General features: G+C 71.9%; 12 protein-coding genes. 8 read left to right on the forward strand and 4 right to left on the reverse strand.

Annotation, left to right across the window (positions count from 1 at the left end):
• The first annotated feature begins 110 nt into the window (after window positions 1–110).
• From OG990_RS03395 to OG990_RS03420, 6 genes are all read left to right on the forward strand, one after another.
• A complete protein-coding gene (locus tag OG990_RS03395) occupies window positions 111–2,678 on the forward strand; it encodes a nitrate- and nitrite sensing domain-containing protein (RefSeq protein ID WP_406078955.1) in 2,568 nt (855 codons plus the stop codon).
• Window positions 2,679–2,767: 89 nt separating this feature from the next.
• Complete coding sequence (locus tag OG990_RS03400; RefSeq protein WP_355612215.1) at window positions 2,768–3,187, forward strand: roadblock/LC7 domain-containing protein; 420 nt, start codon at window positions 2,768–2,770, stop codon at window positions 3,185–3,187.
• A gap of 5 nt (window positions 3,188–3,192) precedes the next feature.
• Entirely contained in the window at window positions 3,193–3,579 is a 387-nt protein-coding gene (locus tag OG990_RS03405) for a DUF742 domain-containing protein (RefSeq protein WP_328418716.1), read from the forward strand.
• Window positions 3,560–4,171 (forward strand): ATP/GTP-binding protein, encoded by a 612-nt coding sequence (locus tag OG990_RS03410; RefSeq protein ID WP_328418715.1) that lies wholly within the window; start codon window positions 3,560–3,562, stop codon window positions 4,169–4,171. Before OG990_RS03405 ends, OG990_RS03410 begins: the two co-directional genes overlap by 20 nt.
• Window positions 4,172–4,267: 96 nt before the next feature.
• A complete protein-coding gene (locus OG990_RS03415; protein ID WP_328418714.1) occupies window positions 4,268–4,603 on the forward strand; it encodes a YciI family protein in 336 nt (111 codons plus the stop codon).
• A gap of 95 nt (window positions 4,604–4,698) precedes the next feature.
• On the forward strand, window positions 4,699–5,913 hold the full coding sequence (locus OG990_RS03420; protein ID WP_386984656.1) for an RNA polymerase sigma factor: 1,215 nt from the start codon (window positions 4,699–4,701) through the stop codon (window positions 5,911–5,913).
• A 79-nt stretch (window positions 5,914–5,992) separates the two neighbouring features.
• Here OG990_RS03420 and OG990_RS03425 read toward each other — a convergent pair whose 3' ends face one another.
• From OG990_RS03425 to OG990_RS03440, 4 genes are all read right to left on the reverse strand, one after another.
• A complete protein-coding gene (locus tag OG990_RS03425; RefSeq protein ID WP_406078956.1) occupies window positions 5,993–8,845 on the reverse strand; it encodes an aconitate hydratase in 2,853 nt (950 codons plus the stop codon).
• 452 nt (window positions 8,846–9,297) lie between these two features.
• Window positions 9,298–9,957, reverse strand: a complete 660-nt coding sequence (locus OG990_RS03430; RefSeq protein WP_406078957.1) for a C39 family peptidase — start codon at window positions 9,955–9,957, stop codon at window positions 9,298–9,300.
• 1,000 nt (window positions 9,958–10,957) lie between these two features.
• Window positions 10,958–11,680, reverse strand: a complete 723-nt coding sequence (locus OG990_RS03435; protein WP_406078958.1) for a dienelactone hydrolase family protein — start codon at window positions 11,678–11,680, stop codon at window positions 10,958–10,960.
• Window positions 11,681–11,755: 75 nt separating this feature from the next.
• A complete protein-coding gene (locus tag OG990_RS03440) occupies window positions 11,756–11,944 on the reverse strand; it encodes a hypothetical protein (protein ID WP_328426863.1) in 189 nt (62 codons plus the stop codon).
• Between the two features lie 19 nt (window positions 11,945–11,963).
• On the opposite strand from OG990_RS03440, the gene OG990_RS03445 reads away from it, so the two are divergent.
• Entirely contained in the window at window positions 11,964–12,647 is a 684-nt protein-coding gene (locus tag OG990_RS03445) for a hypothetical protein (RefSeq protein WP_328418710.1), read from the forward strand.
• A gap of 37 nt (window positions 12,648–12,684) precedes the next feature.
• Window positions 12,685–13,074 (forward strand): hypothetical protein, encoded by a 390-nt coding sequence (locus OG990_RS03450; protein WP_355612795.1) that lies wholly within the window; start codon window positions 12,685–12,687, stop codon window positions 13,072–13,074.
• Window positions 13,075–13,180: the final 106 nt, after the last annotated feature.

Below are 13,180 nucleotides of genomic sequence, written 5' to 3' on the forward strand. Positions count from 1 at the left end.
ACTGCTAGCGTACGCAGAGCCTCAGCCCCGTATGCCCCGCTGCGGTGGGACATCGGCCTCCATGATCACCCGTTGATGAGCTGAGTCAACGCCCTGCCTGGGACGGTTCAATGCGTTCTCGCGGTACGAGTATCCGCACCAAGGTCGTCGCCCTGCTCCTCTCCCTTGTCGCGCTCTGGATGTTCGCGGCGTGGGTGACCCTGCGTGACGGCTTCAACCTGCTCGGTGTCCAGTTGCTCAACAGCAAGGTCTATGCGCCGAGTGAACCGCTGCTCCAGGAGCTCCAGTTGGAGCGGCGGTTGACCCAGGCGTACCTGAGCAACCCCGACGCCGAACAGCGGGCGGCGCTGGAGGCCGAGCAGCGCAAGACCGCGCAGCTGGCGGGAGACTTCGCCGCCTCGGCCCGCAACTGGCAGGTCGACGTGGCCGGCAGCTCGGCGCTCGACGCCCAGCTCGCCACGTCGATCGCCCGGATCGACGCGCTTGAGCAGACCCGCGCCGAGGTGCTGGGCCGCAAGATCGACCGGATCGCCGCCGCCGCCGCCTACACCGACGCGATCGAGTCGATCTTCAAGATCTACGACGTGACCGGCAGCCTGGACGACAAGACGATCGCTGGCGAAGCCGCCGCCCTGATCCAGCTCAACCGGACGAAGGAGCTGATCTCCCAGGAGGACGCTCTGCTCAGCGGCCTGTTCGGTAACGGCCGGATGAGCGGGCCGGAGTACGCCCGGTACGTCGCCCTGGTCGGCGCCGAGCGCTTCCTCGGCGAGGAGACCCGGGCCCGGCTCGGCGACGCCGACCAGCGCCGCTACCAGCAGCTCGTCGACGGGGAGGCGTTCACCCGGCTGCGCGCGGTGCAGGACAGCATCATCCGCGAGGGACGCCCCGCGACCCAGTTGCCGATCAGCGCCGAGCAGTGGCGCGGCACCGTCGAGCCGGCGCTGGCCGAGGTGAACGAAGCGGTGGTCGCCGGCGGTGAGGGCATCGTGGGCCGGGCAACCGGCGTCGCCGTGATGGTCGTCGTCCGGCTGGTGCTCGCCACCGGCCTGGGCCTGCTCGCCGTCATCGCCTCGGTCGTCGTCTCGATCACCACGGCCCGGACCCTGCTGCGCCAGCTGGACCGGCTGCGCCAGGCCGCCTGGCAGCTCGCCGACGAGCGGCTGCCCCGGGTGGTGGAGCGAATCGGCCGTGGCGAGGAGGTCGACGTGGCCACCGAGGCGCCTCCGCTGGAGTTCGGCACCGACGAGATCGGCCAGGTCGGCAAGGCGTTCAACGCGGTCCAGGAGACCGCTCTGCGTACCGCCGTCGAGCAGGCCGACCTGCGTCGCAACGTCCGCGAGGTCTTCCTCAGCCTGGCCCGACGCACCCAGGCGCTGGTGCACCGCCAGCTCACCCTGCTGGACGCGATGGAGCGGCGCGAACACGACGCCGAGGAGCTGGAGGACCTGTTCCGGGTCGACCACCTGGCCACCCGGATGCGGCGCAACGCGGAGAACCTGATCGTGCTCTCCGGCTCCACCCCTGGCCGGGCCTGGCGGCGCAACGTGCCGATGGTCGACGTGGTGCGCGGCGCGGTGGCCGAGGTGGAGGACTACACCCGGGTCAACGTGCTGCCGCTCGGGCCGGTCTCACTCGCCGGCCGCGCGGTCGGCGACATCATCCACCTGCTCGCCGAGCTGATCGAGAACGGCCTGTCGTTCTCCCCGCCGCACACCACAGTGGAGGTTCGCGGCCAGCTGGTGGCCAACGGGTTCGCCATCGAGATCGAGGACCGGGGTCTCGGCATGAGCGAGGAGGACCTGGCCGCGGCGAACCACCGGATCGTCGACCAGTCCGAGCTGAACCTCGCCAACGCCGCCCGCCTCGGGCTCTACGTGGTGAGCCGGCTGACCGAGCGACACGGCGTGCGGGTACGGCTCAAGGAGTCGGCGTACGGCGGCACCACCGCGGTCGTGCTGATCCCGGTGGACCTGGTCACCGAGAACGGCGTGAGCCCGGAGGACTCCGGCTCGTTCCAGACCGGGTCGCCGGCCATCCCGCTGCCCTCCGCCCCGACCGCCGGCCCTGCGGGTACCGGCCGCCCGGCCCTCGTCGCGCCCATCGCGTTGGCCGCCGCGCCAGCGACGCCGGACGTACCGGAGCCGGTGACACCGGCCGCCCCGGGAGCGGCCGACACCAGCACCCCGACGGTGCAGGCCGACGGCACCGAGGTGGCCTCCCTGCCCACCCGACAGCGGACGACGCCCGCGACCGCAACGCCGGAGCTGCCCAGCCGGGCACGCCGCGACCTGGGCCAGCCCGCCCTGGAGGGCCCGACGATGCCCACCGGCCTGCCCGCGCTCGACCGCGCTGGGCCGGCGGACAGCGCCGGCACGCCGGGCGCGGACGGCGACGGGGGACCGGCGCCGGTCCGGGCCGAGACGGACCGGACCGACTCGGGCCTGCCGGTCCGGATCCGGCAGGCGAACATCGTGCCCGAGTTGCGCGACGACCCGGCGGCGACGGAGACCGCCGACGACGAGGAAGTGGCGCGTCCGCCCGAGCAGGTGCGCCGGATGATGAGCTCCTACCAGACCGGCACCCAGCGCGGTCGGACCGACGCGGCGCGACTGCTCGGCGGCGCGCCGCCAGCGGCGACGCCCGAGCCGACCGACGAGGATCCGCAAGCTACCTGACCGGCGCCGATGATGCGGGTTTCCGCGCGGTGTGACGGTCAGCCCCAGACGAGCACGGCGACAACAGCCGGGGGAGAAGAGGACGACGAGTGGGCCAGAAGACGGCTTCGAGTGCCGACCTGACGTGGTTGCTGGATGATCTGGTGGGCCGGGTGAAGCAGGCCGAGCATGCGGTCGCACTCTCGACCGACGGGTTGTTGATGGCCTCCTCGCAGGGGCTGAGCCGGGACGACGGCGAGCACCTCGCGGCGATGGCGGCCGGCATCCAGAGCCTCGCCCGGGGTGCCGGCAAGCGCTTCGGCGGCGGGCAGGTGCAGCAGACCATCATCGAGATGCAGTCGTCCTTCCTGTTCGTCACCGCGGCCGGCCGCAACGCCTGCCTGGCGGTCCTGGCCAGTGAGGACGCCGACGTCGGCCTGATCGCCTACGAGATGGCGATGCTGGTCACCCGGGTCGGCAAGTACGTGGCCTCACCATCCCGCGTCGATCAGCCGGCCGGCGAGAAGTAGCGGCCATGACGGTGCAGGGAGAATCCGCGGACCATCAGTGGGTGGATGACCATGCGGGCCCGGTGGTGCGCCCGTACGCGGTGACGCGTGGACGGGCGCGCCCGATCACCGGCACGTTCGACCTCATCTCCCTGGTCACCGCGACCCGAGCCGACGTCACACCGGAGGTCGGTCTCGGTCCGGAGCACCTGGCGATCGTCGGACTGTGTCAGCGCATTCAGTCCGTCGCCGAGATCGCCGCCCATCTCGACCTGCCGGTGGGCACCATCCGGGTGCTCCTCGGTGACCTGGCGGCTCGCAGCCTGGTGCAGGTCCGCGAGCCGCAGACCACGGCCGGTCTTCCCGACAACAGCATCTTCGAGGCGGTAATCAATGGACTACGGGCACTCTGACCGGCCGGCGGGAGCGCCCCCACTGCCCACCGCGATCAAGATCTTGGTCGCTGGTGGCTTCGGTGTGGGCAAGACGACCATGGTCGGCGCGGTGAGCGAGACCCGACCGTTGCGCACCGAGGAGGTGCTGACCGAGTCCGGGGTCGGCATCGACGACCTGTCCGGGGTGGAGGGCAAGACCACCACCACTGTGGCGATGGACTTCGGCCGGATCACCATCAGTGACGATCTGGTGCTCTACCTGTTCGGCACGCCCGGGCAGGACCGGTTCTGGTTCGTCTGGGACGAGCTGGCGCTGGGTGCCATCGGCGCCGTGGTGCTGGCCGACACCCGCCGGCTGGCCGACTGCTTCCCGTCGATCGACTACTTCGAGGGCCGGGGCACCCCGTTCGTGGTCGCGGTGAACTGCTTCGCGGGGGCCCGGCAGTACCGGCTCGACGAGGTCCAGGCCGCGCTGAACCTGGACCCGGGGGTGCCGGTGCTGCTCTGCGACGCCCGCCAGCGCGAGTCCAGCAAGGAGGTGCTCGTGACGCTCATGGAGCACGCCATGAAGACCCGGGAGGCCCGCCGCCGCGCCGCCGGCGCGAACTGACCGACGGCCGGCGAGATTTCTCGGCACCCGGTGTCCGGAACGGCCGCGGCCGTTCGTCATGCTGGCGATACCCGGACACACCCAGGGAGCGACCAGATGAAGTACATGATGTTCGTCTGCACCGACACCGAGCCGGACACGGACCCGACCGACGTACCGGACATCCACGCGTGGGTAGCCGAGAACGATGCCCGTGGTCGCCGCCTCCAAGGCAACGAACTGGCGCCGACCACGGCGGCCACCACGGTCCGGGTGCGTGGCGGTGAACTGCTCGTCTCCGAGGGACCGTTCGCCGAGACCACGGAGGTGATCGTGGGCTTCGACCTGCTCGACTGTGCCGACCTGGACGAGGCGATCGAGGTGGCGCGCACCCACCCGATGGCCCGCCACGGCCGGCTGGAACTGCGCCCGCTCATCGACCTCTCCGCCTAGCCAGGTGAAGGGATCGGAAGCGACGGCCGGTGACCGGATCGGAAGCGCCGACCGGTGAGCGGCACGTGAGCGCCGGCCGGGCGACCGGCACGGGGGTGGTCGCGGCGGCGGACGCCGTCGCGGCCGCCAGCGCCGAGGCGTACCCCCGGATCGTCGCGACTCTGATCCGGGTGACCGGGGACTGGGCGCTGGCCGAGGACTGCGCCCAGGAGGCGCTGACCGTCGCCCTGGAGCGCTGGCCCGGCGACGGCGTGCCGGCCAACCCGGGCGGCTGGCTGATGACGGTGGCCCGCAACCGGGCGGTCGACGTGCTGCGTCGGGCCGCCGTCGAGCGCCGCAAGCTGCACGACCTGGCGGTGCTCACGCCGGCCGATGGGCAGCCCGAGCCGAGCGTGGGCGGGGACGTGGTGGACGACCGGCTGAAACTGATCTTCACCTGCTGCCATCCGGCGCTCGCGATCGAGGCCCGAGTGGCGTTGACGCTGCGCACGGTCTGCGGCGTGCCGACCGCCGCCATCGCCCGACTCCTCCTGGTCAGCGAGTCGACGATGACCCGACGGCTGACCCGGGCCCGGACCCGCATCGCGCAGGCCGGCATCCCGTACCGGGTGCCGGACGGGCCGGCGCTGGCCGAGCGGCTGCCCGGCGTGCTCGCCGTGCTGTACCTGCTCTTCACCCGGGGTTACGAAGCCGACGGCGAACCGGCCTTCGCCGACGAGGCGATCCGGCTGGCCCGGCTGCTCGACCGGCTGATGCCGGCGCAGTCCGAGGTGGCCGCGCTGCTGGCGCTGTTCCTGCTCCAGCACTCCCGCCGGGATGCCCGCCGCGACGCCGCCGGCAACCTGCTCACCCTCGATCGGCAGGACCGCCGCCGGTGGGACCACACCGCGATCGCCGAAGGGCTCGGCGCGCTGGCGCGGGTACGCCACGACGGGCCGTACGCGTGGCAGGCGCGGATCGCCGCCTGCCACGCCACCGCCGGTTCCGCCGAGGCCACCGACTGGCTGGCGATCGCGCGGGCCTACGACGCGCTGGCCGGGATCCGGCCCTCGCCGGTGGTCGCGCTGAACCGCGCGGTGGCGCACGGCTACGCGTACGGTCCGGCTGTCGGGTTGACGGTGCTCAACGCGGCCCGCGCCGGGGGTGGCCTGGACGACCACCCGCTGGCCGTCGCCGTGGAGGCCGACCTGGTGGCTCGGCAGGGCGACCGGCTGCACGCCGCCACCCTGTTCCGGCGGGCCGCGGCGGCGGTGGGCTCCGCCGCCGAGCGCCGGGCCCTGCTGGGCCGGGCCGTCGAGCTCGCACCATAGCCCGCCGCCGCGCGGGCTCGGAACGCGGCAGGGCCCCTGCCCGCTCGCGGCGGTCAGGGGCCCTGGTGACGTCGGTACGTCAGTTGGCGATCATGCGGCGCAGCACGTACTGCAGGATGCCGCCGTGCCGGTAGTAGTCCGCCTCGCCCGGGGTGTCGATCCGGACCACCGCGTCGAACTCGACGCCGGTGTCCGTGGTCACCGTCACCGTGCGCGGGACCTCGCCGTCGTTGAGCGCGGTCACCCCGGTGATGGTGAACGTCTCGGTGCCGGTGAGGCCGAGCGACTCGGCGGTGGTGTCCAGCGGGAACTGCAGCGGCAGCACGCCCATGCCGATCAGGTTGGAGCGGTGGATCCGCTCGTAGGACTCGGCGATGACCGCCCGGACGCCCAGCAGCATGGTGCCCTTGGCCGCCCAGTCCCGCGACGAACCCGAGCCGTACTCCTTGCCGGCCAGCACGACCAGCGGGATGCCGGCGTCCTGGTAGGCCACCGAGGCGTCGTAGATCGAGGTCTGCTCGCCGGTGAGGTGGTTGACGGTGAAGCCGCCCTCCACCCCGGGCACCAACTGGTTGCGCAGCCGGATGTTGGCGAAGGTGCCCCGGATCATCACCTCGTGGTTGCCCCGGCGGGAGCCGTACGAGTTGAACTCGTGGCGCGGCACGCCGTGCTCGGCGAGGTACTGCCCGGCCGGGGAGTCGGCCTTGATCGAGCCGGCCGGCGAGATGTGGTCGGTGGTCACCGAGTCACCCAGCTTGGCCAGCACCCGCGCGCCGGAGATGTCGACGACCTGCTGCGGCTCGCGCTGCATGCCCTCGAAGTACGGGGGCTTGCGCACGTAGGTGGAGTCGTTCGCCCAGGCGAAGGTGTCGCCGGTCGGGGTGGGCAGCGACTGCCACCGCTCGTCGCCGGCGAAGACGTCGGCGTACGCGGCGCTGAACCCGGTGGCGCCGATCGCCTGGGCGATGACGTCCTGGATCTCGGCGCTGTTCGGCCAGATCTCGCGCAGGAAGACCGGGTTGCCCTCGGTGTCCTCGCCGATCGGCTCGTTGGCGAGGTCGATGTCCATCGTGCCGGCGAGCGCGTACGCGACCACCAGCGGCGGGGACGCCAGGTAGTTCATCTTGACGTCCGGGTTGATCCGGCCCTCGAAGTTCCGGTTGCCGGACAGCACCGAGACGACGGCGAGGTCCTTCTCGTTGACCGCGGCGGACACCTCCTCCGGCAGCGGGCCGGAGTTGCCGATGCAGGTGGTGCAGCCGTAGCCGACCAGGTTGAAGCCGAGCTTGTCCAGGTACGGGGTGAGACCGGCCCGCTCGTAGTAGTCCATGACGACCTTGGAGCCGGGCGCCAGCGTGGTCTTGACCCACGGCTTGCGGGTCAGGCCCTTCTCCACCGCGTTGCGAGCCAGCAGCGCGGCGCCGATCATCACCTGCGGGTTGGAGGTGTTGGTGCAGGAGGTGATCGCGGCGATCACCACGGCACCGTGGTCCAGCTCGTACTCGACGCCGTCGGCGCCGGTGACCCGGACCGGGTCGGTGGCCCGCCCACCGGAGCCGACCGCCGCCGTCTCCAGGTCGCGCGGCTCGTCGGCCGGGTCGCTGAACTCGTTGGCCGGCGGGTCGCTGGCCGGGAAGGACTCGGCGCTGGCCTCGTCGGCGGGACCGTTGGCGCCGATCGGCAGCTGCTCGCGGGCCACGCCCGGCTTGAGGTCGCGCTCGCCGGCGGAGTCGTCGGCGACGTAGTCGGTCAGCGCCGAGCGGAACAGCGTCTTGGCGGAGCCCAGCGGCACCCGGTCCTGCGGGCGCTTCGGGCCGGCCAGGGACGGCTCGATGGTGCTCAGGTCGAGCTCCAGGCGCTCGGAGTACTCCGGCTCGGCCTCCGGGTCGTGCCAGAGGCCCTGCTCCTTGGCGTACGCCTCGACGAGCGCGACCTGCGCGGCGTCCCGGCCGGTCAGCTCCAGGTAGCGGACCGTCTCGGCGTCGATCGGGAAGATCGCCACGGTGGAGCCGTACTCGGGGGACATGTTGCCGATGGTGGCGCGGTTGGCCAGCGGCACGGCGCTCACGCCGGGGCCGTAGAACTCGACGAACTTGCCGACCACGCCGTGCTTGCGCAGCATCTCGGTGATGGTGAGCACCAGGTCGGTGGCAGTGGTGCCGGCCGGCATCTCGCCGTGCAGCTTGAAGCCCACCACGCGGGGGATCAGCATGCTGACCGGCTGGCCGAGCATGGCGGCCTCGGCCTCAATGCCGCCGACGCCCCAGCCCAGCACGCCCAGGCCGTTGACCATCGTGGTGTGCGAGTCGGTGCCGACCACGGTGTCCGGGTACGCCTGGCCGTTGCGCTCCATGATCGTGCGGGCCAGGTACTCGATGTTGACCTGGTGCACGATGCCGGTGCCCGGCGGGACGACCTTGAACTCGTTGAACGCGGTCTGGCCCCAGCGCAGGAACTGGTAGCGCTCCTTGTTGCGCTCGTACTCCAGCTCGACGTTGCGCTCGAAGGCGTCCGCGCGGCCGAACAGGTCGGCGATCACCGAGTGGTCGATGACCAGCTCGGCCGGGGCGAGGGGGTTGACCTTGGTGGCGTCACCGCCCAGGTCGCGCACCGCCTCGCGCATGGTGGCCAGGTCGACCACGCAGGGCACGCCGGTGAAGTCCTGCATCAGCACCCGCGCGGGGGTGAACTGGATCTCCACGCTCGGGGCCGCGGTGGAATCCCACCCGCCGAGCTGGCGGATGTGGTCGGCGGTGATGTTCGCGCCGTCCTCGGTCCGCAGCAGGTTTTCCAGCAGGATCTTCAGGCTGTACGGCAGCCGGTCGTGGCCGTCCACCTTGTCAATCCGGAAAATCTCGTAGCTCGCGTCTCCGACGCGTAGCTGGGTCTTCGCACCGAAGGTGTCGAGGCTCGCCACGTCGTACTCCTTCACACCAGCGACCGTGAGTAGTCCTGAGCAGTGTGTCGCACCGGCCGGGGTGCCGCCGAGGTTAGGTAACACTTACCGCCGATTCCGCTCTCAACAAAACCGTACGTCCGTCTTGCTAGATATGCAACCCAGCGCCGACCCCCTCGGCACTGGCCTTACCCCTAGCCTCCTAGGACGCCCTGCCGAGCGTGCCTCGGACCACGTGAGCTGGATTCGCAGCCCTGGGGCTGGTTCCTGCTGGCCACGCGGCCGGCGGGCTGGGCTGGGCTGGTTCTCGCGGTGCTCGCCGTTTCGCCAGTACCTGGTGGCTCCGCCGACGGGCCTATCGGTTGGCGGCGGCCGAGCCGATGCCGGACGCCGACCCGGTCCGCGCCCGTAGAAGACCCTGACCCGAACGACGACGAAGGGCCGGGCCCCTGGTGGGGGTCCGGCCCTTCGTTGTTGGTTGCGGGGTGTCAGCTGGTGGCGTAGCCGCGGGTGGCGATCCAGTCGGCGAGGTGCTCGACGGTGACCTCGTAGGAGGCCTGGTTCGGGTCGGCGGAGTCGGCGATCTTGACGATGTTGCCGTTGTCGCGGTAGCCGACGACGCTGATGTAGTGCCCACCCTCGAACGAGTGGCTGGTGCCGTCGACGTCGACGCTGGTGCCGGCGATGTTCGCCACCACAGCCCGACCGTCATCCACGGTCTTCACCACGTCGGCGCGCAGCTTGTCGGTCTGCTTGCCGTCAGCGGCGGGGGTGCTGATCTCGACGCTGCGGTAGGCGTCGTTCTTACCGGTTTCCTTGTTCAGCACCGGGGTGATGTCGTTGATGGAGTTCGTGCCGGCCTCGGTGGTGCCCATTTCCTTGGCCATGGCATCCACGCTGATGTCCTTGCCCTGCACGGACAGGGCGTTACGGGCGGCGGCGGGACCGCAGTAGTAGAAGTTCGGCTGCGCCTCGTAGCGCACACCCAACTGACGCTCACCCGACGACTTCCGATCCGACTGGGTCTGCGTAGCGGGCTTGGCATCCGACGCGGCGTAAGCGGCGGTCACCGGACCGGCGATCGCGCCGCCGGTGAAGGCGAGCCCAGCAGCGGTCAGAGCGGTCTTACGAATCAGATCGGTACGCATGATGGCGTGCTCCTCTGCATCGGGGGTGCACGGCACACGACAAACAGGGGGGAGCGGGCGTGCCGCACGAGGGAGTTCAAGAAGGGGGGAACGGTCCGGCGATCCGGGGGGACGGACCTGCTCGGGGTTCCGGGGATGTAACCGTGCCGGCCGGTCGGGTGTTCCCGGCGGCTGGCGGCTGGCTACAGGGGGGTGTAACCGGGGCGGCCGGTCGGGTGTTCCCGGCGGCTGCCGCGCACCGGGCCAGGGGGCCACGGTCGCATGCCAGGTATAACGACCCGGGCCGGCCCCCGATTCCACGCTGAGGGTGGCCCCAACCACGGGACGACCCACCCCAAACGGGACGACACCCCCAGCCCGTCACGGGCCGACAACCCACTCCGGCCTGTCCGCCCCACAACCGGGACCCACCGGCGATCTACCCCGAGCGCGTCACACCCCGTCCGGCTCGCATCCCGAACCGGACACCACGCCCACCCACCCGCCCCACGTCGACCAGGCGTCGAGCCGCGCACTCTCCGGGAAAACGCTGCCTCCCACGTCACGCCCGCGTCCCGCGTCCCGCGTCCCGCGCCCTGCGTCACGCCCTTGGCACCCGTCACGCCTGCGGCCCGCGGCCCGCGTCACGCCCGCGGCCTCACCTCACCCGTCACCCCCGGCCCTTGCGGGCGGCGAGCCCGGCTGGGAGATCGGCAGTCGGGCGGGTCGACGGCGGGGGACACCCGCACGTTTGAGCGTGATACCTGAGAGTAATATTGATACCTCACAGTCATCACGCTCAACGGCACGCACCCGCCCGCCGAGCGGCGGCCTCCTAGGTCTGCGCACTTTCCGGGAAGGTGTGGCCTCGGCGTGTCGCGCGCGTATGACGGTGGCCTGCGCGTGTGACGCCGCGTGAGTGGGGCGCCATATGACGTGGGGCGGGCGCTGGCCGAAAACGGGACCCGTGCACGCGGCGCGGGCCGGCAGTTCAGCGCGCGTGACGCGCATAGCGCGCAGGTCAGCCCGCGTCGAGCAGGTCCAGGACGGCGTCGCGGGCGGCCAGGACGGCCGCCTCGGACTGCGGGGTGTGGTCGAGGATGTCGAAGCTGTGCGGCCCGTCAGGAACCTCGATCACCCGCACCGGCCGGCCGTGTGTGGTTGCCGCCGCGAGGAACGCCTCGATACCCGCCAGGACCGGAGGTATGTCCCGCCCCGCCCGGGTCAGCACCAGCGGGACACCCGCGCCGGAGCCGAGCGCCTCGACGGGCAGGAACCTCGCGTCGATCTCCCAGCCGGGCAGCGGGATGAGCAGCGGGTAGGTCAGCGCGATCCCGCGCAGCCACGGCGGCGCGACGCGCAGCCAGTCGGCGGAGAAGAGGCCCCCGCCGGAGAAGAACCAGAGCACCACCCGGTCGGGGTCGACCCGGGGGTCGGCGCGAACCTGCTCGATCATCCCGGCGATGTCGTCGGCCGTGGCGGGCAGCGCTGACAGGTCGGCCACCTGGTAGCTGACCAGCGCGGCGACCACGCCGCGCTCGGCGAGCAGCGCGCCGTAGCCGCGGTAGAGCATCCAGTCGCGGGGATCGGGCACGCCCGGGGGCAGCGGGGCGCCGTGCACCAGGACGACGGCGGGCGCGGGACCGGCACCGGCGGGCAGGTGCAGATCGACGTTGCCGTGCCGTTCGACGGGCGCGGCGGGCGTGGACAGGACGAAGGGTCGCTGCGCGACGGGCGTCGTCATGCCCCGATGGTAGCGATCATGGGCCTACCCATCTGCCCCGTCGACCGTCCACGGGGGAGCGTCGGGGGCGGATGGTCAGGCGGGGTCGGCGGGCTTTGCGGCGTCGCCGGCCTGGGCGTGCCGCTCCAGCAGTCGCTGCCGGATCTCCTCGGGGGTGTACGCGCGCCGGCGCCGTTCGGCCCGCGCGATGACCACGCCGGAGGCCGCGACCCCGGCGAGGCCGGCCAGCCCGAGGACCTTCCACCACCGCATCCGTTGCCGCATCGGCCTAGGGTAGACCCTCATGAGCATCAGCCTGGATGAGGCGGTCGAGTTGACCCGCACCGGCGACGTGTGGGTGTTCCGGGGCCGCAGCGTGCCGGACCGGGCGATCCAGTTCACCACCAACAGCCCGGTCAACCACGTCGGGATGGCGGTGGTGCTGGACGACATGCCGCCGCTGATGTGGCACGCGGAGCTGGGCAGGTCGTTGCCGGATCTGTGGTCGGGCACCCACCAGCGCGGAGTGCAGCTGCACGACCTGCGGGACGCGGTCTGTGTCTGGGCCAACCGGTACGGCCAGCGGGCCTGGCTACGGCAGCTCGACCCGCCGGCGGACGGGGAGATGGAGCGGGCGGTGCTGCGGACGATCGCGCGGCTGGACGGCACGCCGTTCCCGTCCACCGCCCAGCTGGCCTGGCGGTGGGTGCGGGGTCGGGTGCCGGCGCTGCCGCGTCCCGGCCGGCTCGCACCGCCGCCGGCGCCGGTCACGCCGTCGGGTGGGTCGGCGGGGGCGCGGGACCGGGCGCTGGAGACGGCGTACTGCGCCGAGGTGGTGGCGGTGACCTACGAGGCGATGGGGCTGCTGCCCGGCGGCCGGCGTCCGAACTGGTACGACCCGGGGCGGTTCTGGAGCGGGGACGACCTGGGTCTGGCCGGCGGCGCCGGGCTGGGTGCGGAGATCGAGGTCCTGGTTCCGCCGCGTTGAGGTTTGGCCAGCCCGGTGACCGGCAATTGGTGTCGCCGTGAGCGCCTCCACCGACCTCGACACGCTGGCCGACTTCTTCGACCGGTACGGCGTGGCGTTGACCTGCGGCGATGTGCCGGCCATCGTCAGGTGTTACGCCCTGCCCGGGTTGGTGGTGGCCGACACGTACAGCTTCTCGTTCACCTCACCGGCGGCGGTGGCGCTGTCCTTCGTGGGCGCGGCACCCGACTACCAGGACCGGGAGTTGGTTGCGGCGCATGCCCGGATCGGGGATGTGCAGCCGGTGTCCGCGCTGCTGACGATGGTGGCGGTGGAGTGGGAGTTCCTGGACAGCCAGGGGCTCGCGGTGCCGGGGGAGCGGTACCGATACCTGCTGCGCACCACGGGTGAGGGGCCGGCCATCTGCACGGTCATCCGGACGGCCTGACCGAGACGACCGGGACCGTCCACGCGGGCCGGCCGTTTTCCGGTCCGGGCCGGCCGGTCGGTTCGATCCTTACTCGCCCGATTTCCGGTCTGGCCGGTGCTGGCTA

Source organism: Micromonospora sp. NBC_00858 (assembly GCF_045207365.1).
GTDB lineage: Bacteria > Actinomycetota > Actinomycetes > Mycobacteriales > Micromonosporaceae > Micromonospora.